The following is a 19,635-nucleotide window of genomic DNA, read 5'->3' on the forward strand; positions in this document are numbered from 1 at the left end:
AAATAATACCAAGTACTAAAAACTATATTTGTCAAGAATGTGGAATTTATCACATTCTATATCATAACAAAACGCAGTCAAAAAATCGTACGAATTTTGTCATAGAAATTTAACATAATACTTCCCTATATTAGTCGGTTTTATTCCAGAATTCAAGCGTCTGGTGAATTATCAATATTTTAAAATAACATAGCGTTTTCAAGGGTTTTTCAGCCTTTTTTTCATGTATTTTCCTTTCACCATATTTTATACAATTAAAAAAGCATCTATGCGAAAACTTACACACAATTCAGTCGTTTTCAGAAGTATTATGAACTCAAATATGCTATCATTTATTTGAAAGTGTCATCATTTGCAGGATTTTCGTGTACATATGAACAATATATGAAATCAATATCAAAATTCCATCTATAGGGGGAATGAAAGTGGCAGAAAATCAAAAAGTTTACGACATAACGATTATTGGTGGTGGTCCAACAGGGCTGTTCACAGCATTTTATGGCGGTATGAGACAAGCAAGTGTAAAAATCATTGAAAGCTTACCTCAACTTGGAGGACAATTATCCGCACTCTACCCTGAAAAATACATTTATGATGTAGCTGGATTTCCAAAAGTGCGCGCACAAGAACTAGTTGATAACTTAAAAGAGCAAATGAAGAAATTTGATCCAACCGTTTGTTTAGAAGAAGCTGTTGATACGCTTGAGAAACAAGCTGACGGTATATTTAAACTTGTTACGAATAAGCAAACTCACTATTCTAAATCAGTTATTATTACTGCTGGCAATGGTGCTTTCCAACCACGCCGCTTAGAATTAGAAGGTACAGCAAAGTATGAAAAGAAAAACTTACATTATTTCGTTGATGATATGAATAAATTTGCTGGTAAGCGCGTCGTAGTATTTGGCGGCGGCGACTCAGCTGTTGATTGGACAATGATGTTAGAGCCGATCGCTGAAAAAGTTACAATCGTTCATCGCCGTGATAAGTTCCGTGCACATGAACATAGCGTAGAAAGCTTAATGAATTCTCGTGCAGAAGTAAGCACACCGTACATACCAGTAGAACTCATTGGTGATGACAACATTGAACAAGTCGTTCTTCAGCATATAAAAACAGAAGAAAAAATTATCATCGATGTGGATGATGTCATCGTAAACTACGGCTTCGTTTCCTCTCTTGGCCCAATTAAAAACTGGGGCTTAGATATACAAAAAAACAGCATTCTCGTGAACTCGAAAATGGAAACAAATATTCCTGGCATATATGCTGCTGGTGACATTTGTACATATGAAGGAAAAGTAAAACTCATTGCTTGCGGCTTCGGTGAAGCACCAACAGCAGTAAACAATGCAAAAGCTTACTTCGATCCAAACGCAAAACTTCAACCGATGCACAGCTCAAGTATGTTTTAATATAGAAATGAAAAGAACTCCTTTTACGTGAAGGAGTTCTTTTGTTATTGTGCTACCGTACCCTTCCAAAATATGTTACAATAAATAAGAACAAATGTTCCGTTTAATAAGGGGGATATTTTAAAATGAAAGAACCTATTATAGTAAAAAAAGAAGCTTTCCAAGCAATCGGCGTTTCGATTACGACGACAAATGAAATAGAGGCATCTACTGAAGGAAAAATTCCAGGGCTTTGGAACCAATACTTCCAAGAACAAATGATGCATCACATCCCAAATCAACAAACGAAAGAAACATTCGCGTTCTACTCAAATTACGAATCAGATGAAACTGGTACATATCAATTTACGATCGGTATGCCCGTTTCTTCATTAGAAGACGCACCTGAAAATATGACAACTTTAACAATACCTGCTGCTACATATGCGATATTTACAACGAGAAAGGGGCCAGTTGCTGAAGTCGTTTGTGAGGCTTGGGAATATATTTGGCAATGGTCAAAAGAAAACAAACGTGCTTTTACAACAGACTTTGAGCTTTATGATGAAAAAGCAACAGATCCAACCAACGGACAATTGGATATTTATATTGCATTAGCCTGAACGACAAAAAAGAAGATACCATTTGGTATCTTCTTTTTTGTCGCTAAATAGCCACTGTGCAAATTCAACATTATTGTCTACAATGAGAAAGTGCAGTATAGAAATATTAGAAACTGTATAAAACGATTGTTAATAGGTTTTTTAGTTTAAATTTGTCACATAGAAAGGAAGCAATATGGAGGAACTACAACAAAATAAATCTGCTTTAAAAGAAAATGCGAAACCATTATTAAAAAATACGAATTTCCTTTTCCTTTGGGCAGCTACTCTTTTTTCAAGTTTTGCTTTAGCCTTTTTTACTTTTTCACAAACGTGGTACATAGCAAAAACATTAAACCTTGAGGCTTCACTCGGTGTTGTTTTCGTAGCTCTTAGTGTTCCAAGGCTTATTTTTATGATTATCGGCGGTGCTGTAGCTGATAAATTCCCGAAAAAAAACATTATGTTTTATTCTAATATTATTCGTGCTATTCTCGTCGCAACCATCCTTACATGGTTCATCGTAGGTGATGTAACACTATATACATTTGCTTTATTCGCTTTATTCTTTGGGCTTGCTGATGCTTTTTTCTGGTCAGCTGATGGATCTATCTTACCTGAACTTGTAGAAAAAAGCCGTTTAACACAAGCAAATTCACTTACACAAATGACAAACCAAGCATCGGTCATCTTAGGCCCTGTACTTGGCGGCATTCTTATCAAATTTACGAACTATGAAACGATCTTTTCGATCACGATTTTATTACTGATCATCGCAGCCATACTCGTTCAAAAAATACAATTTACGATGCCAGAACAGCAAAATACAGACAAAGGCATGTTCACTTCTATTAAAGAAGGCATCTTATATGTAAAGGAATCACCATTCCTTTCAACCTTCCTTATTTGTAGTGCCTTTTTAAACTTATTTTTAATCGGTCCGATGCAAGTCGGTTTCCCGCTTTTTGTTAAAAATGTTCTGCACGGTGACTCGCTTCAGTTTAGTTACTTAGAAGCATCTGTAGGAGGCGGAATGGCGATAGGCGCTGTCATTGTCGGTTTAAAAAATATTAATCGTAGACGCGGTCTATTTTGCATTATCATGATGCTACTGTCTGGTGTATTCTTCTTATCCATCAACTTTAGCACCGTACTTTGGCAAGCATTATTAGCTGGCATGTTTTACGGTATTACAATTGCAATGGCTATCGTTCCGCTTATGGCAATGATTCAATCGACAGTAAAAGAAGAAATGATGGGACGCGTAATGAGTTTACTTATGCTCTCATCAATGGGCTTTATCCCGCTTTCTTATGCATTCACATCAATCGCACTTGCAATAGGAATTCCAATCGTAACCATTATGAAAAGCGGTGCAATCGCCGTTATCGTCTTCGTACTCTTTGTAGCGATTCGTGTTCCAGTTGTAAGGAAGTTTGATTAACTACTTGGAGTCATGTGTTATACGCATGGCTCCTTTTTAAACGGATCAAATAACTGTATCCCCTTACTTCTTCTCACAGCTGCTCCCCATTCTAATCCAACCTCTAAAAATAGATCCCGCACTGTACTGTATAAAAGAGCCTTCACATTTTTACGGATTTCCCCGTATTTATACGCTCTCACAACACTCTTCACTCGCCAAATGAAGTTTCCATACACTTCGTCATCAGCTAATATTTGCTCCAGTAAAACACCTTGCTCTAGTAACCCGCTCTTTTTATATGCTAGTTCCACCTTACTCCAAAATATATTAATCTTTTTCGGATTACGCGTCATCGGCACAAGTGCGTATATAAAAGGCTTCGGTATATCGTGACGGCAATACGTCTCATCAAGTTCGTACGTTTCTTTTCTATTCTCTTTTATTTGTGGAATGTTTTTAAAAAGAATTGTTTCCCCTTCACTTTTTTGCTCATTTTTACTACAGCCATCTGCACGATCCTCACTTTCACATGCGGACAGTTTCATACGGTCATCCATACGGTCAATTGCAGATGTAAGAAATACATATAAGTTCGCACTATATCCACCGCGCTTATATCTTTCTTTTGTCGCAACACGTTTTATAATTCCTAGCTCCTCTAATTTTGCAATTGAACGGCGCACTGTACGAATACTTTTTCCAATATTTGTAGCAATCGTCTCCATTAACGGACAAGCAACTCCCACTGTTTTCTGTTTCTCATTCACTGCATACTTTCCTAAAAAATGAATAATAATAACATCCGTTTTATTCAATTGAAATCGATAGCACTTCAAAACTTGTTTTTGATATGTATTAAACTCTTCTTTACTTCGAAATTCACTATATGGTTTCATTAAATTATATAAGCTTCCCATTTTTATCACCTCATTTATAGGTAAGAAGCAGGAAGAGAAATTGGCGTGATATTTAATATTTTTTTAGTGGAGATGAAAATATGATCGTAATTAGCGCTTGTTTAGGTGGTATCGCTTGTCGGTATGATGGAAATGACAATCTCGTTTCAAAAATAGAGGAGTTATTACAAAGAGAAGATACCTTACTTGTTTGCCCTGAAGTATTAGGAGGATTGCCAACGCCTCGTCCCTCAGCTGAAATTATTGGCGGGAATGGCGATGACGTTTTGGATGGAAAAGCAAAAGTGATGACAAAAGACGGTGAAGATGTCACAGAAGCATTTGTAAATGGCGCTTATAAAGCTCTAGAACAAATGAAAGGTTTACATCCTGAATATATTATTTTGAAAGAACGCAGTCCATCTTGTGGTAGTTCAACGATTTACACCGGAGAGTTTAACGGCAATAAACAAATTGGTTACGGGGTAACAACTGCTTTACTCAAAAGACATGGATTTAAAGTCATTTCAGAAGAGGATTTTGAGAATATAAAAAGGAATTGACCCTGTTCGTCAATTCCTTTTTTCTTTCTTATTTTGCACCTAGTTTTTCTTTCACTTTCGCAGGAAGCTCATCTTTCTTTACTTCTTCCCAAGCTGATACACCTTTTTTATCTGAATAGTATACACGTAAGAATGCATCTTTACGAAGATTTTTTTGAGCATTAAATTCTAATTCTTTTTCTTTTCCGTCTTTATCAAACCCTTTTAATTTATACTCAAAATGTTTGTATGGCTCTCCGTTATCAGACTTACCATTATACTCTTTTCCATCTACTGTAATTTGAACATAATACTCGTCTTTACCCATACGATTTAAATCACAGCCAACTAATAGGCTTGCAAATACAACTAAAATACTAAAAAGTGCAATATATCTTTTCATTTCCTTCACCTCATGTGTTTTTCTTATATTGTTATCTTAAAGCCTAAGCTTTAAAGAAGAAATTCAAAAACATGACATGAACATTACACTTTTGTAAGATAATAATTATTTCTTCACTTTAGAAGCCGTCATCCCATCACCAATTGGAATAAGTACGGACTCTAAACTTGGATGAGTTGCTACTACTTCATTAAACTTCTTCATAACTTCTGTATAACGTTTTTGTTTCGCACTTTCATCAGCTACACTACCACCAGCTAAAACATTATCTGTAACAATTACAGCACCTGGATTAGCAAGCTCAATACAGTATGTTAAATAATTTTCATAATTCTCCTTATCGGCATCGATAAAGAAGAAATCAAATCGCTTATTACTTGTGACTAATTTCTCAAGACTTTGTAAAGCAGCACCAGTCATATACGACACTTGTTTTCCAAATCCCGCTTTATGTAAATTACGATGCGCTACCTCTACGTATTTCTCTTCTAGTTCAAGTGAAGTTAACGTACCTTCTTCTCCAAAACCTCTCGCAAGACAAATGCCACTATACCCACCTAATGCACCTATTTCTAATACATCTTTCGCTCCAGAAATGGAAACTAACATCGTTAAAAGTTTCCCCGAAGAAGGTGATACCGATATCGGCGGCATTTCGTTTTCTTTTATGGAAGCAATCACTTCATCCAAAAGAGCATCTTGATCACAAAACACTGAATCGATATAACGATTAATTTGTTTCATCAGATGCAGTCCCTTGCTCTAGATTTGCCTTCTCATCTAACGTAGGCGCTTCTTCTGTTTCACTCTCATGTATTTCAAATAGTTGTGTAAATTCATTAATAACCATATCAATTGCCTTTAATTCCCCGATTAAAATTTGCTGAATTGACTGGAATTCTGGCTCACTTAACTGTTGTTTAATTGTCGCTCGTTTCAAATTCATCATTTCTAAAAAGGCAATTGCTCTCCCGCGGCGAAATGTTTTCGGTCCGCGATGATGCGATCCATCTCTCCCTTTATGACGCTCACCACGGTGGTGTCCTTCTTTCATGAACTTATCTTTTCTCATTTCAAATCCCCCTTTGTATACAAATGTATACATTTATTTCGTTATTCAAAAGTGTATACGTTTGTATACGAAATGTCAAAACAAAAGAAAAACCGCTAATTAAAAAGGAATCATTTAACTCCTTTCTAAGTAGCGGTTTCGTTTTCAATATGTGAAAAGGGATTTCTAAATGATGAATGGAATATATATTTATTGTTTTCTAGCTTTTGAGAGGAGAAATAATATGAATCCTATTTTATTAGATGTTCCGTTACAAATAGAAACAGACAGACTCATTCTTCGGGCACCACTTCAAGCTGGTGAAGGAAATGTAGTACACCAAGCTATTAAAGATTCAATTAGTGAATTAAAACAATGGCTGCTTTTATTCCAGTCAATTCCTACTGTTGAAGAAACGGAAATTCTCCTGAGAAATGCGCATATAGATTTTTTGAAAAGAGAAAGCTTCCGCTATCTTATCTATCATAAGGAGACAAATGATTTTATTGGAACTGCTAGCCTTCACGCAATTGATTGGAAGGTTTCTAAATGTGAAATTGGATACTGGATTAACACGCAATTTGGTGGCAATGGATATATGACAGAAACAGTAAGTGCGTTAATAAACCTTGGATTTCAGTTATTCAAATTTAGAAGGATTGAAATACGATGTGAATGTAATAACACGAAAAGTCGTGCGATTCCTGAAAAACTAGGTTTTGAGCTTGAAGGGATATTACGTAATGAAGATCTTTCAGCTGACGGTAAACAACTAATTGATACTTGCATCTTTGCAAAGATAAATTAGATTTTAAAATTCATTGTGCAACATATCTTAAGTTCGGTTTCTAAATTTGGAAGGCGACGTTTTGATTTTTTACGACAAAAGAAAAGACCTCCTTAACGATTTTATTTCATCGCTAAAAAGGTCTTTCTCTATTTCTGCTAAAAGCTTAGCACTCTTCCGGCTTACCAGCATTCGTCGCTGTACGGAAAGATGATCCACATCCGCATGATGCGATTGCGTTTGGATTGTCGATTGTGAATCCGCCGCCAAGCATAGATTGTTTATAATCAATTTTTACTCCTTTAACAATTGGAGCACTTTCTTTATCGATAACAAATTCAACACCGAAAAATTCAAGAACTGTGTCGTCTTCTTTTGGTTCTACTTCAAATCCTAATCCGTAAGAAAGGCCAGTACATCCGCCGCCATGTACAGCAAGGCGCACGTACTTCTCTCCATCTTCAGCATCTTTTAACATATCTTTAATTTGAAAAGCTGCTTGTTCTGTTACTTCAATCATGAAATACACATCCTTTCTGTTCTCATTCTATTATACATCTTTACGCTTCTATCTTGTACTCATACACTCCGCGGCAAATTACTTCCGCTGGTCCTTTCATTAACACATTGCCTTCTTCTGTCCATGCAATCATTAAATCGCCGCCAGCTAAATGAACTGTAATTTCCTTACCACGTTCCATCTTTCCATTTAAAATAGAGGCTACAACCGCAGCACACGCCCCTGTTCCGCAAGCTTGTGTTACACCAGATCCTCGTTCCCAAACGCGGAAGTTCATCTCTGCATCATTCAAAATCTCGATGAATTCAACATTTACTCGCTCTGGAAACATTTCATGTGTCTCCAGAACTGGACCAAGTGTTGTAAGAGGTGCTTGCTCTACATCATCCACAAAAATAACCGCATGCGGATTCCCCATTGAAACAGCTGTAAATGCGTAACGATGATTATTGTATAAGAAGTTTTCACGAATAAATGGTGTTTCACCTTCACCAAGCATCGGTATTTCTGCACGTGTTAAACGCGGTGCTCCCATATCGATTTTCGCTAATGTAACTTTCCCTTCTTCTACCGTTACTTCCGCCGTTACAATACCAGCTAACGTTTCAATTGTGAAAACTGTTTCTTCTACTAGTTTATGCTCATACGCATATTTCGCTACGCAGCGTAAACCGTTACCACAGCTCTTTCCTTCTGAACCATCATTATTAAACATGCGCATTTTCACCGGAGCTACGTCAGATGGACAAATTAAAATCATTCCATCTGCTCCAATACCAGTATTAATATTGGAAACCTTTTCCGCCACAAGAACTAAATCTTCTTCAGGAATTTGTTCTTCAAACATATTTACATATATATAACTATTGCCAAGACCATGCATTTTTGTAAAAGAAAATTGGCTCATTTGTATTCACTCCAAAAATAGTTTGTTATTTTAAGTATAAAATGCATGCTTTTAGAACACAATATGAATGTCCCCCGTTTCTCATATTTGACAACATTTGGCGATGAGCCATTCTTGCACAAATTGTGTAAGAAAAAAGCCCTTCTACAAGGGCCTTTTTTATTTACATACAATATTATCCTCCCCCGCGAAAGAAGATTTTATCTAATAGAAAAAGGTGCTGCTGATTGCAACACCTTAAAACATTGGATTTTCATCCAAATACTCATATACATTATGGACAAGTTCTTCTACTGTAGCACCTTGTACGACTTCACCATTTACAAGTGCAAACGGCCCTTCAAAACAAATACCACAATATCCTAAACAACCATATTCCATTACATCTAAATTCGGATCTTTTTCTAATTTCTCTAAAGCTGCTTGTGAACCACTCGCAAGGTTACCTACACAAAATTCAATTAATGGTTTAATCAAAATTCTCCCCCCTGTACTACAAAACAAATTACCTTCTGACTATCTATAAGAAGAAAACTAAGCTGTCTCTTGTTGTTTTCGTTATATATTCTAAACTATTTAGTTACTTCACTATTTCACTTCAAAGTAGATGGACTTATTTTATATAACATGCTACTTGCAATGAAATGGTAACTACAAAGGCAAAACAGTTTACTTTACTTTTCTTCTTATTGTACAACAGAGTATTCATTCATGCATTGTTATTTGTTCACAAATTCGATATAATTTGATTGAGTAAAGTCAAAATATTTTATTAATATAAAATTGTGTGATTAGGGGATATTTCAACAGAAAAGGGGTAATCCATCATGAAACACCTCGTAATACTGGGTGGCGGCTACGGGGGAATGAGAATTCTACAGCGGCTACTTCCAAGCAACCAACTTCCAGATGATGTACAAGTGACATTAATCGACAAAGTACCATACCATTGCTTCAAAACTGAATATTATGCATTAGTTGCGGGTACTATTTCAGAAACACATATTCGTATACCGTTTCCCGAGCACCCACGCCTCAATATTCAATACGGCACAATAACAAATATTGATCTCGAAAAAAAAGCTGTTCATCTCGATGGCGGCGAAGCGATCCCATATGATGATTTAATTATCGGTCTTGGCTGTGAGGATAAATATCATAACGTTCCTGGGGCGAAGGAATATACACATAGCCTACAATCGATTGAACAAACACGTAAGACATATGAACAATTAAATAGTCTAGAACCAAACGCAACAGTAGCTGTCGTTGGTGCTGGATTAAGTGGCGTTGAAGTTGCAAGTGAACTTCGCGAAAGCCGTTCTGATTTAAAAATTCACTTATTTGATCGAAAAGATAGAATTCTATTCCCATATCCAGAGAAATTAAGTAGATACGTAGAAGAATGGTTCGTAAAACATAAGGTTACTATTATACGAAACTCTAACATTACAAAAGTAGAACCAAATATTGTGTACAACCACGATGAACCACTTGAATGTGATGCAATCGTCTGGACAGCTGGTATTCAAGCAAATGAAGTTGTTCGAAACCTTCCAGTTGAACAAGATGGTAGCGGACGGGTTGTTTTAACAAAATATCACAATATTCCAAATAACGAGCACGTGTATGTTGTAGGAGATTGCGCAGCACTTCCACACGCTCCATCTGCACAACTTGCTGAAGGTCAAGGAGAACAAATTGTCCAAATATTATTAAAACGTTGGAATAATGAACCACTTCCTGACGAACTACCTGTAATTAAATTAAAAGGTGTTCTCGGCTCTCTTGGTAAGAAGCACGGCTTCGGTTTACTAGCAAACCAACCATTAATGGGACGTGTACCGAGATTATTAAAATCCGGTCTTCTTTGGATGTACAAATATCATAAAGGTTAATACTTTACAGGCTGTCTACTATGTAGGCAGCCTCTTTGCATCAGTTTTTAAAAATTATCAGACACATTTTTCTCAATATGTATAATGATTTATTTTTCATTTTTATATTAAAAACTATTGATAAACAGTGTATGCTATTCATAAGTTGTTTTATTATTTCCTTTAAGACCGAAGTCATTCGGTCTTATTTTTTATGTTGTAAATACTTTTACAGGAGGTATTCCATTTCACTTATGAACTTAACGAAACTAAACGATCGAATAGAAGCGAAGAAGAAAGAATTGATCTATCTCGTTGAAAAGTACGGATTCACTCATGATAAAGTGATTTCTTTCAGCCAAGAATTAGATCGTTTACTTAACTTATTAATAGAACTCAAGACGAAGAAAAAACGTTGTTCGTTATAACCATTTCCCCCTCTTTTTTTGATACGATATAACTAGAATCAGAAAGGAGCGATTTATGTTTATATTAAAAGACGTTACATATAAAGATATACTACACATTCCTTATTTACAGATTCAAAAAGAAAAGGTCACTTGTATTATAGGTGAAAGCGGCAGCGGAAAAAGCACGTTGCTTCGCATGTTAAACGATTTACAATCTCCAACATCCGGCACAATTGAATATAACGGAAAGTTAATTTCTGATTATCCGCCTATTCAATTACGTCGTGACGTAGTTATGCTTGGGCAAACGCCACCTCTTTTTGATGGAACGATTAAAGACAATCTATTAATGGGACTTCGTTTTTCTGAAAAACCATTTCCAAATGACGATGCCTTGCGAAGCGCATTAACGACTGTTAGCTTAGAAAAAAAATTAGAAGACAACGCTGATTCATTATCAGGCGGAGAAAAACAACGACTTGCTTTTGCACGTATCGTACTTATGGATTCACCTGTTTATTTATTAGATGAACCAACCTCGGCACTAGATAGCGATACAGAACGCCGCGTTATGAAACAATTTACTATGCTAGCAAGAGAAAAGAAAAAAACAGTTATCTTCATTACACACTCACAACAACTTCCAGAAGAAATTGCAGACGATATTATTGAGATTACTAAAGCAAACGGTGCAACTAGAAAGGAAGTGCTCTCAGTTGAAGGGCGTTATTGAACTCCAAATTTGGCAACTTGCCGCTGCCTATATTTTTATTCTTATTTTAATTGGACTTGTAAAATTAAAAGGAATACCTCGCGAAAAACAAATCGCGCTCGCAACATTCCGTATGACGATTCAGCTCGTACTTGTTGCATATGTCCTTACATACGTATTTGAAAACAGTAATCCATTTTATACAATTGCTCTTATTACTTCTATTACTACCTTTGCAATTTTTAATATTTATAAACGGGTTAACATCCCAATGTCTAAAGAATTAAAACGAGTAGCCGCCCTTTCCATGGTCGCCGGATCAATTGGGCCACTTCTACTATTTATCTTTGTTATTATCGGTCATGACCCTTGGTATGCTCCGCAATATATCGTCCCTATTACAGGAATGTTAGTTGGGAATGCGATGACTGGCGTTTCTCTCGGTGCAAATACGTTCTTAAATAATATGAAATCGCAAAGAGGTCAAATTGAAGGTGCACTTATGCTCGGCGCAACACCGAAAGAAGCTGCTGCTCCGCTCATTCGAGACGCTTTTGACTCTGCTATTTTACCAACAATCAATTCTATGGTCGGAATGGGGATTATAAGCTTACCAGGCATGATGACTGGTCAAATCTTATCTGGTGTATCACCATTTACAGCCATTCAATATCAAATCGCCATTATACTTGGTATTTCAGGAAGCACTGCTTTTGCTGTTATTATCTTCTTACAGCTTGGATATAAAACATTCTTTAATAAGCGGTGTCAGTTGAAAGAGATTGACTATGCTGCGAAGTGAATCGTAACTCTCGCTTGGTAAATGTTGCACCGTTCTCGGTGAGTGAAATTATATCGACGATTTTTCGAATATATCTATCATAACTCAAAATATATCAACGATTTTTGAAATATATCGGCGATTCGACAAGGAATATCGACTTACCGACAAAAAATGACATAATAAAAAGAGGAGGCCTATTCGCCTCCTCTTTTACTTACGCCTTCTTCACGAATTGTGATTTTAACTTCATTGCTCCGAAACCGTCGATTTTGCAATCGATATCGTGATCGCCATCAACTAGACGGATACTTTTTACTTTCGTACCGATCTTCACAACTGAAGAAGTTCCTTTTACTTTTAAATCTTTAATGACAGTAACAGCATCGCCGTCTTGAAGAACGTTTCCGTTCGCATCTTTTACAACTTTTGCACCATCATTATTTTCAGTTTCTGCTTCTTGGCCCCACTCATGAGCACATTCTGGACATACGAAAAGAACGCCATCCTCATACGTATATTCTGAATTACATTTTGGACAATTAGGTAAAGTAGCCATAAATTCATTTCCTCCGTTCATTATTTATACGTAAAAATCAAAATTGATGTTTACATCTCGATAAATAAAATTTGTATAGCATTTCTTTATAGTGCCATAGTCTCACGTTATTGACAAGCCTACCTGGAATTCTCATTTTTTATTGTATTTTACAAATTTTTAATTCGTATGGTGTTTCCAATAAAAAAGAAGAACCTTCACAAGATTCTTCTTTTCAAAATGAACGGGTTCTCACTAGAACCCCAAACCATTTTCTTCAATATAAAATTGATACTCTTCTAACTCTTCTTCACTTAACTTCTTATTATTTTCATATACCTCTTGCCACTCGAAATACTCTTCATCGAAATAAACAGCAAATTTTATTTTCACGTTTTTCTTCTCTGTATAATCATAACCGGTAAATTCTACTACATCATAATCTTTTTCTTTCTTTACAAGCTTCCACGTTGGATTATCCGTCATAATCTCTAAAGTAACACCTTCACCACTTGAACGAACAACATTTTTAATGTTCGGCTCAGTTGATAAAAGGGAAAGTCCAAACATAGCTCCACCAAATACTATCGTCACTATAACTTGTAAACCAATCATGCCAGCAAAACTAGCGCCACCCTTTAATTGTAAGTAATACGCCTTCTCATGATCAGGCATATTTTCTCCCTTATGTAAAATACGAACAGCATGCTTATAATATAAACGGTTTCCTTGCCATCCAGTAAATATCATCATTCCTAATTGAAAAACTAAACTAATTGATAAAAAAATCCCATCTGGAATGTCTATAAAAGGCGGTATAAGTATACTAGGAACGGATAATAACATAAGTATAATAAACAACTTATACATTTTACGATAAGCTAACCAAAAAGTTGGGAAGAAAAAGGCTACCCAATTCCACGTATTCCCTTGCGCTGGATTTTCTACTTTGCCCCACTTAAAGTCATAATACGCCGTATTCTTTTGAACGACTGTATGTAACTGTTGCGGAGAAATTATTTCTTGTAAAACAGTGTCCTTCACGTACATCATCCTTTTCTCATTTCTACATACGTGTATTTTATAGAAATAAAAAGAAGGATTCTAACAAAAAGTACATATATTTCATAAAAATGAACAGAAATTGAATATATTCCGACAATTACCCGTTTATTATTCCATTTTACTTTTAAATATATTAGAATACTTATGAATAATAGGTTTAATACACTAAGTTAATCATTTTGTATATTTGATAATAAAATGTTTCACATGAAACTATTTATATTTTGTATTACCTTGTCTCTACACAATGTGTGTAAAGACACTACAAAAAGACGCCCTTTTCAAAAAGGCATCTTTTTATAGTTGAAAATTTACTAATATAAAAAATGCATTATTTAATAAATGAATCCCCCATGGGACGAGTAAGTTATTTGTTTTCTTATACGTATAAGCTAAACATATACCACCACCAAAAATATATAAAACACTCCCTACTGTAAGGGGATGACCTAAAGTAAAGATAACAGCACTTATAACGGCACTACTAAGTGTAGAAAAGCGCTGAGATAATTTCGTGAAAAACATCCCCCGAAATAAAAGTTCTTCCCAAATTGGTGCAAAAGTGGTGAGTACAACTACGTATAAAATGATTTCACTTTTAGTAGGCTCTATTACTAGATTAGATTCATTCACACGAAGCCCATGCGGTAAAACTAAATTTAATACCGCAAGATATATAAGCAGTACGATCATCGTCATTACTATCGTTACATAATGTTTTAAATTATTAAACTGTATTGATTTTAATAAATGTAAACAGTAATTTCTCGCTGGTGAATATATTAAAATAATAGTAAGAAATGTTAAAGGCGGAATAAGATGATCTACATACCATGGATATAAGGAAGAGTCATATATAAGGTTCAAAAAACCGATTCCATACATTACCCCAAAAATAATTATTATCATGCTAATTACTTCGCGCATACTCATTACTACATTCTTTTCTTCATAAGTAGCTAATTCTGTATTCATCCTATCCCCTCCAGTATAATCAAACCTTTTAAACCATTATATACCATTTTTAACACAAAAACAGACGATACAATCTACTGTATCGTCTGTTTTTTCCCTACCATTTCTCTCTACATGTTTCAATTAAATGCAATAAGTACCTTTTCGTCATATCTGCTCTTCTCCACCTTGAGAGCATTCGCTTTTCTTTTGGATTTTGCCGTATTCTCGCTACTTCTTTTAATAAAATCTCCCATTCTTCACCTGAACATTCTAACAAGTATTGCAATCCACTATCTTTTGAAACGATTGTTTTATGATCTAGTGTATATAAAATACGGCCCATCGTAACGACAGCTGATTCTACCCACTCTTCTATGAAAAATAAATACGGCTGCTTCGCTTTTTCACTCCAGTACTGTTCTACGTTGTATTTCATCGTATTGACTACATCGTCCCACTTTATTTGAAACGAAAGATCTTCCGCTTCTTTCCCGGTAACTGTAATACCTTGATTTTTCAATGTCCACCATGTGACCGCATTAATATCCCAATGACCTACATTCGCTTTACCATCTGCACAATACACGTACTCATTCAGTTCATCATTGTATTTCCCTAAATCAGCAAGCGGAATATACATACCGTCCATTCTTTTGCCTAACGTACTACCACTAAGTTTCTTATGAAGTTCTACAAGTTGCTGTTTTTCAGCTTCATTCACAGAATCATTTATTACCGTAACAAAATCAACATCGCTCGTTTCTGCATGAAATGCACCGAGTGCAATGGACCCGTAAATATATACCCCGACTATTTTCTCATCTAAAAAAATTTCTTTTAATTCTATTTTGTACCGCTCCATTAACTGTTGTACTTCCGTTGGTAACGCATGCTTCACTCCATTTTGCACATCTATCCCTCCAATAAAAAAAGCCTTCGCAAATTCGCAAAGGCTTCCTGTTTTATAAATATTTCTCGATTTCTTCGTAAACATCCTTCAAACGAGGATTTCCTTCTCCAACAATTTCCCCATTTACAAGAACGACCGGATAAAATAAATCTTCTTCCACTACGCGCTCTGCGAATGCTTTTTTATCTTCATCTTCTTGTTCTTCTTGAAAATCAATATACTCGAAATTAAATTTATTTTCTTGTCCTTCATATTTACGACCAATCGCCGCTTGTAGCCACTCAAATGTTTCTGTTGAAGATGGCATTCCAACGCAGCTCGCACAAATTACTTTCGTCCCATACACTTGCACATTAACCATTTCTTCTCCCCCACTTCTTGTTTCAACAGTATATTCAGATGTCTTAGTACATAAGCACATCATTTTACAAACTTATTCCATACCCCTATACTGAAAAAACACGTTGTAAACATGATAAAAAATTTCGACATTAAAACAAGAACAGAAAAAATAGATTTTCCCCTCTATCTTGATTATAATAAAACTGATGAAAGGAGTCGATAAAAATGGAAAACCCACATATGGAAGAACAAGTACTAGAAGTATTAGATAAATTACGTCCATTCTTACTTCGCGATGGCGGAGACGTTGAATTAGTAGACATTGAAGAAGGTATCGTAAAATTACGCCTTATGGGTGCTTGCGGAAGCTGCCCAAGTTCTACAATCACACTAAAAGCTGGTATCGAACGCGCATTACTAGAAGAAGTACCAGGCGTTATTGAAGTAGAACAAGTATTTTAATCTAAAAGCGGAAGCGGCTCGTTCAAAATCGCTTCCTAGAAAGAGACCCATTTGGGTCTCTTTTTTTATTCAAAAAACACTTCTCCTTTAACATCATAAAACAAAATTGGAAATCATTCTCAAAAAGTGAGATAATTAATACTATAGAATCGTTCACACATATAAAAGTAAAAAACATAGGGGGACGACACATGCCAAAAATGGGGAACACTTTCTTAACAATTCAAGAACTAGAAAAGAAAAAAGAGTATTTATTAGACCTTTCATCCGTTATACCAACATGGAATGCAAGTTATCAATTTTTATTTAAAGAAATTCAGCAAGAATTATTGAGTAAAGTAAATGAAAAAATCGAAAGACATCAATTCATTTTAAATATATGTGCAGATCAACAGGTAGGGGCATAATGTATTACATACAATTGTGATATATAAAAAAGAGACCTTAATCGGTCTCTTTTTTATATTTTAAGATAGCCAATCTAATTTCCTAATCCCTAACTTATCGACTGGTAAACGAAGTGAGCCATAAAAGTGCTTCATAAATTGCTCAGAGCGGTTCACATCGTGTAAAATGGCTTCTAAGCGATCTCTATATATGCTTTTTTGTTCTTCATTTCCCGTTTGGTAATATCGTTCGACTGTTTCAAAGTAGTGAAGCGGAAACAGGAGCCTTGCAAATAATAGGCGCCAACCAAATGAGGATAGCGAATAATTCCGTTCATAATCTGTAACAAATTGAACGATTGTTTGCTCCCAGTCTTTCTTTTTTTCTATCATCATATAGCGAATTAATTCTGCCATATCTCGAGTTGGGTGATCATACACCCAATCGAAAGGAAGTTTGAGACGCTTCGTTTGATGCCATAATAAAGGTGTGAATCGTTCTTGGCAAATTGTTGCTGCATCAGTCAGTTGCGGCGTATCATCCATCTCTGTATCGACAACATACTGAATTGCATTTTCTGCAACTCCTAAGTAATACGGGAAGGATTCAATAAACAATTGATCGAATACGTCTGTAGGGTGGTTCATCACTTGTGATTGCCAAAACTTTTCTAATTGATCGAGCCTTTTTTCCCATAACGCTTTCCATTCGCCTATGCGGCTTAATTGCTCGATTTCTTCTGGAAAGAATGCACCTCGTTTATGGAATATAGAAAGCTCACTTCCTAATGATGTAGCATGTCGTTCTAACGCACGCATACCTTTTAATAAGCAGTAATTTTGTTCTTCTATCTCACTTACATAGTACCCGTGTATAGTCGGAACGAAAGTCGCTACAGTTATATCCCCTTGCTGGTTCATATAATCACTGAGCTTTTTCATCTCTACAAGTACTTCTTCCTCCATTTCTCCAATTGGAACAAGTACATAAATTTTGTTGCGAATCCAAAAGCTTTTATAGGGGCCAAGGGGGATTAATTCTTTAACATGCATATGATAATGCTCATAAATATGATGAATCATCGCAGTCGCCACCTATGGTTTTTCTTTATATATATGAGCTTGTGCTCGCCTTTCATTCCTATGCACATGATAAAGCAACGAAACGTATACAAATACTAAAAAGAAAAAAAGGTGATAAACATGAAAGAATCAAATCAACTACAAGAAAGAGCATTACAACTATTACAAGAACGTGGTGTAACAATTGACGATATTGCTGAGCTTGTTCATTTTCTTCAAAAAAAATATCATCCAAATTTAGAGATGTCAGAATGCCGTTATAACGTTGAGCGTGTATTATCAAAACGTGAAGTACAAAACGCACTGATTACTGGTATCGAACTCGATGTCCTTGCTGAAAAAGGAATGTTAAGTGAGCCGTTACAAGATATCGTAAAACGTGATGAAGGCTTATACGGAATTGATGAAGTGATCGCACTTTCTATCGTTAATGTGTACGGCTCTATCGGTTTCACGAACTTTGGATATATCGATAAATTAAAACCTGGTATTTTAGAATACTTAAATGATAAATCAACTGGAAAGGTGCACACATTCCTTGATGATATCGTTGGCGGAATCGCTGCCGCTGCTTCAAGCCGTTTAGCGCACCGAGCTGATCATTCGGAATAATAAAATATGAAAGACCGTCAGTTTCATACTGACGGTCTTTCATATTTCATGAGGATAAATTCTCTTCCGCGGCTCAAAAAAATAGGACCTTGCTGAAAACCTATTTTTTTATATAACGTAATCGCTCTTGCATTGAATGTCGCTACACTAAGTCGGAACGTTTTTGGCTTATATTCTTTCGCAGCAAACGCTATCCCAGCTTGAAAAAACATTTTTCCCAGCCCTTTCCCTGTTAACGATGGCTTCATGCCAAGTCCGATATCAATTACATCTTCTCCACCATATAAATGAGCATCTCTTCCACCTGGTACTTGTGCATTTTCCCCAAAACAAAAATAGCCGATAAACTCTCCCTTATCGTCACAACAGCCATAATATGTCCCATCTAATAATTCTTCTATTACTTCTTCCTCTCCTGAAAAACTATATAAATTATAAGGTTCTTCGTACTTCCACGTATTTATCTCATTTGCTTCTGCTACCGTTAACTTGTGTATATTCATCCTTCTCTCCCCTAATCAAATATTCTATATATACTCATTCATTTTTCGCGCCTCATTTCCCTCTAATTGGAATATGCATAATTACATACGCACACCTATGAAACAAATGGTACAATTTATTTGAATCGCTGTTGCTACACTTCTTGATCAAAGAAAAGGCGTTAAAACGGATATTAGCGCCTTATCAAACTCAAGCAATTGGCACATTTTGTCATCATGAAAGACACTCAAAAGAGTGTCTTTTTTTTATATCTCACAAGGACTTACTCATTTCAAAATATACACACATAAAATAATGTAACTCTTACATGCATGAACCCTTTTCTCAAAGTTTTGAAGTAGACTCAAAGTAAAAAAGCACTCTTGGCTAGAGTGCTTTTTACTTTCAAATAAGGAGGTTACATAATATGGATAGTACTCTCGTATTTAATTTCGGCATTGGTATTGTCATCATTTTATTTGTTTTCTT

At 35.6% G+C, this 19,635-nt stretch carries 26 protein-coding genes; 12 read left to right on the top strand and 14 right to left on the bottom strand.

Annotation, left to right across the window (positions count from 1 at the left end; genetic code table 11):
- Positions 1-425: 425 nt before the first annotated feature.
- The 3 genes from ACLBWW_RS09880 (at position 426) to ACLBWW_RS09890 (ending at position 3,440) form a co-directional block, all read left to right on the top strand.
- Complete coding sequence (locus ACLBWW_RS09880) at positions 426-1,415, top strand: NAD(P)/FAD-dependent oxidoreductase (protein WP_048542263.1); 990 nt, start codon at positions 426-428, stop codon at positions 1,413-1,415.
- Positions 1,416-1,540: 125 nt separating this feature from the next.
- Positions 1,541-2,017, top strand: coding sequence for a GyrI-like domain-containing protein (locus ACLBWW_RS09885; protein ID WP_048542265.1), 477 nt, complete (start codon positions 1,541-1,543; stop codon positions 2,015-2,017).
- Positions 2,018-2,192: 175 nt separating this feature from the next.
- Positions 2,193-3,440: an MFS transporter gene (locus ACLBWW_RS09890; RefSeq protein ID WP_048542266.1), complete on the top strand. Its 1,248-nt coding sequence runs from the start codon at positions 2,193-2,195 to the stop codon at positions 3,438-3,440.
- 17 nt (positions 3,441-3,457) lie between these two features.
- On the opposite strand, the gene ACLBWW_RS09895 is transcribed toward ACLBWW_RS09890, so the two are convergent.
- Positions 3,458-4,339: a helix-turn-helix domain-containing protein gene (locus ACLBWW_RS09895; protein ID WP_048542267.1), complete on the bottom strand. Its 882-nt coding sequence runs from the start codon at positions 4,337-4,339 to the stop codon at positions 3,458-3,460.
- Positions 4,340-4,419: 80 nt separating this feature from the next.
- On the opposite strand from ACLBWW_RS09895, the gene ACLBWW_RS09900 reads away from it, so the two are divergent.
- Complete coding sequence (locus tag ACLBWW_RS09900; protein ID WP_048542270.1) at positions 4,420-4,881, top strand: DUF523 domain-containing protein; 462 nt, start codon at positions 4,420-4,422, stop codon at positions 4,879-4,881.
- 28 nt (positions 4,882-4,909) lie between these two features.
- Here the strand turns inward: ACLBWW_RS09900 and ACLBWW_RS09905 are convergent, their stop codons facing one another.
- The 3 genes from ACLBWW_RS09905 to ACLBWW_RS09915 form a co-directional block, all read right to left on the bottom strand.
- Complete coding sequence (locus tag ACLBWW_RS09905; RefSeq protein ID WP_048542271.1) at positions 4,910-5,263, bottom strand: YxeA family protein; 354 nt, start codon at positions 5,261-5,263, stop codon at positions 4,910-4,912.
- A 105-nt stretch (positions 5,264-5,368) separates the two neighbouring features.
- Positions 5,369-6,007: an O-methyltransferase gene (locus ACLBWW_RS09910; RefSeq protein ID WP_048542274.1), complete on the bottom strand. Its 639-nt coding sequence runs from the start codon at positions 6,005-6,007 to the stop codon at positions 5,369-5,371.
- Positions 5,994-6,335, bottom strand: coding sequence for a hypothetical protein (locus ACLBWW_RS09915; RefSeq protein WP_001224266.1), 342 nt, complete (start codon positions 6,333-6,335; stop codon positions 5,994-5,996). The genes ACLBWW_RS09910 and ACLBWW_RS09915 overlap by 14 nt, the downstream gene beginning before the upstream one ends.
- A gap of 223 nt (positions 6,336-6,558) precedes the next feature.
- On the opposite strand from ACLBWW_RS09915, the gene ACLBWW_RS09920 reads away from it, so the two are divergent.
- Complete coding sequence (locus ACLBWW_RS09920) at positions 6,559-7,122, top strand: GNAT family N-acetyltransferase (RefSeq protein ID WP_048542276.1); 564 nt, start codon at positions 6,559-6,561, stop codon at positions 7,120-7,122.
- Positions 7,123-7,267: 145 nt separating this feature from the next.
- On the opposite strand, the gene ACLBWW_RS09925 is transcribed toward ACLBWW_RS09920, so the two are convergent.
- The 3 genes from ACLBWW_RS09925 to ACLBWW_RS09935 form a co-directional block, all read right to left on the bottom strand.
- On the bottom strand, positions 7,268-7,621 hold the full coding sequence (locus tag ACLBWW_RS09925; RefSeq protein WP_000573828.1) for a HesB/IscA family protein: 354 nt from the start codon (positions 7,619-7,621) through the stop codon (positions 7,268-7,270).
- A gap of 40 nt (positions 7,622-7,661) precedes the next feature.
- Positions 7,662-8,528 carry a diaminopimelate epimerase gene (dapF, locus tag ACLBWW_RS09930; RefSeq protein ID WP_048542278.1) on the bottom strand — a complete coding sequence of 289 codons (867 nt, stop codon included), beginning with the start codon at positions 8,526-8,528 and terminating at the stop codon, positions 7,662-7,664.
- A gap of 237 nt (positions 8,529-8,765) precedes the next feature.
- On the bottom strand, positions 8,766-9,005 hold the full coding sequence (locus ACLBWW_RS09935; RefSeq protein WP_000595024.1) for a YuzB family protein: 240 nt from the start codon (positions 9,003-9,005) through the stop codon (positions 8,766-8,768).
- A gap of 350 nt (positions 9,006-9,355) precedes the next feature.
- On the opposite strand from ACLBWW_RS09935, the gene ACLBWW_RS09940 reads away from it, so the two are divergent.
- The 4 genes from ACLBWW_RS09940 to ACLBWW_RS09955 all read left to right on the top strand — a co-directional run bounded on the left by ACLBWW_RS09940 (position 9,356) and on the right by ACLBWW_RS09955 (position 12,329).
- Positions 9,356-10,426, top strand: coding sequence for an NAD(P)/FAD-dependent oxidoreductase (locus tag ACLBWW_RS09940; RefSeq protein ID WP_447614018.1), 1,071 nt, complete (start codon positions 9,356-9,358; stop codon positions 10,424-10,426).
- A gap of 233 nt (positions 10,427-10,659) precedes the next feature.
- The gene (locus ACLBWW_RS09945) at positions 10,660-10,833 is read left to right on the top strand and encodes an aspartyl-phosphate phosphatase Spo0E family protein (RefSeq protein ID WP_001054620.1); all 174 of its coding nucleotides are present in this window, start codon (positions 10,660-10,662) and stop codon (positions 10,831-10,833) included.
- 55 nt (positions 10,834-10,888) lie between these two features.
- Positions 10,889-11,548 (top strand): ABC transporter ATP-binding protein, encoded by a 660-nt coding sequence (locus tag ACLBWW_RS09950; protein WP_048542282.1) that lies wholly within the window; start codon positions 10,889-10,891, stop codon positions 11,546-11,548.
- Positions 11,532-12,329: an ABC transporter permease gene (locus tag ACLBWW_RS09955; protein ID WP_048542284.1), complete on the top strand. Its 798-nt coding sequence runs from the start codon at positions 11,532-11,534 to the stop codon at positions 12,327-12,329. Before ACLBWW_RS09950 ends, ACLBWW_RS09955 begins: the two co-directional genes overlap by 17 nt.
- 196 nt (positions 12,330-12,525) lie before the next feature.
- On the opposite strand, the gene phnA is transcribed toward ACLBWW_RS09955, so the two are convergent.
- From phnA to ACLBWW_RS09980, 5 genes are all read right to left on the bottom strand, one after another.
- Positions 12,526-12,867, bottom strand: coding sequence for an alkylphosphonate utilization operon protein PhnA (gene phnA / locus ACLBWW_RS09960; RefSeq protein WP_048528370.1), 342 nt, complete (start codon positions 12,865-12,867; stop codon positions 12,526-12,528).
- A 234-nt stretch (positions 12,868-13,101) separates the two neighbouring features.
- Complete coding sequence (locus tag ACLBWW_RS09965; RefSeq protein WP_098152401.1) at positions 13,102-13,896, bottom strand: DUF2628 domain-containing protein; 795 nt, start codon at positions 13,894-13,896, stop codon at positions 13,102-13,104.
- Between the two features lie 312 nt (positions 13,897-14,208).
- Positions 14,209-14,886 carry a CPBP family intramembrane glutamic endopeptidase gene (locus ACLBWW_RS09970; RefSeq protein ID WP_048542288.1) on the bottom strand — a complete coding sequence of 226 codons (678 nt, stop codon included), beginning with the start codon at positions 14,884-14,886 and terminating at the stop codon, positions 14,209-14,211.
- 97 nt (positions 14,887-14,983) lie between these two features.
- Positions 14,984-15,862 (bottom strand): nucleotidyltransferase domain-containing protein, encoded by an 879-nt coding sequence (locus ACLBWW_RS09975; RefSeq protein WP_088110444.1) that lies wholly within the window; start codon positions 15,860-15,862, stop codon positions 14,984-14,986.
- Positions 15,831-16,139: a YuzD family protein gene (locus ACLBWW_RS09980; protein WP_000248590.1), complete on the bottom strand. Its 309-nt coding sequence runs from the start codon at positions 16,137-16,139 to the stop codon at positions 15,831-15,833. Before ACLBWW_RS09980 ends, ACLBWW_RS09975 begins: the two co-directional genes overlap by 32 nt.
- A 206-nt stretch (positions 16,140-16,345) precedes the next feature.
- On the opposite strand from ACLBWW_RS09980, the gene ACLBWW_RS09985 reads away from it, so the two are divergent.
- Both ACLBWW_RS09985 and ACLBWW_RS09990 read left to right on the top strand, forming a co-directional pair.
- The gene (locus ACLBWW_RS09985) at positions 16,346-16,582 is read left to right on the top strand and encodes a NifU family protein (RefSeq protein ID WP_000431158.1); all 237 of its coding nucleotides are present in this window, start codon (positions 16,346-16,348) and stop codon (positions 16,580-16,582) included.
- Positions 16,583-16,773: 191 nt separating this feature from the next.
- Positions 16,774-16,989: a hypothetical protein gene (locus ACLBWW_RS09990; RefSeq protein ID WP_001125489.1), complete on the top strand. Its 216-nt coding sequence runs from the start codon at positions 16,774-16,776 to the stop codon at positions 16,987-16,989.
- Between the two features lie 60 nt (positions 16,990-17,049).
- Here the strand turns inward: ACLBWW_RS09990 and yutH are convergent, their stop codons facing one another.
- On the bottom strand, positions 17,050-18,051 hold the full coding sequence (gene yutH, locus ACLBWW_RS09995) for a spore coat putative kinase YutH (RefSeq protein WP_048528362.1): 1,002 nt from the start codon (positions 18,049-18,051) through the stop codon (positions 17,050-17,052).
- Positions 18,052-18,171: 120 nt separating this feature from the next.
- Here yutH and ACLBWW_RS10000 point away from each other — a divergent pair, with 120 nt between their 5' ends.
- The gene (locus ACLBWW_RS10000) at positions 18,172-18,663 is read left to right on the top strand and encodes a phosphatidylglycerophosphatase A family protein (protein WP_000665102.1); all 492 of its coding nucleotides are present in this window, start codon (positions 18,172-18,174) and stop codon (positions 18,661-18,663) included.
- Positions 18,664-18,686: 23 nt separating this feature from the next.
- Here ACLBWW_RS10000 and ACLBWW_RS10005 read toward each other — a convergent pair whose 3' ends face one another.
- Complete coding sequence (locus ACLBWW_RS10005; RefSeq protein WP_107134693.1) at positions 18,687-19,166, bottom strand: GNAT family N-acetyltransferase; 480 nt, start codon at positions 19,164-19,166, stop codon at positions 18,687-18,689.
- Between the last annotated feature and the right edge of the window lie 469 nt (positions 19,167-19,635).

The organism is Bacillus sp. M5A3_1b (assembly GCF_053345335.1).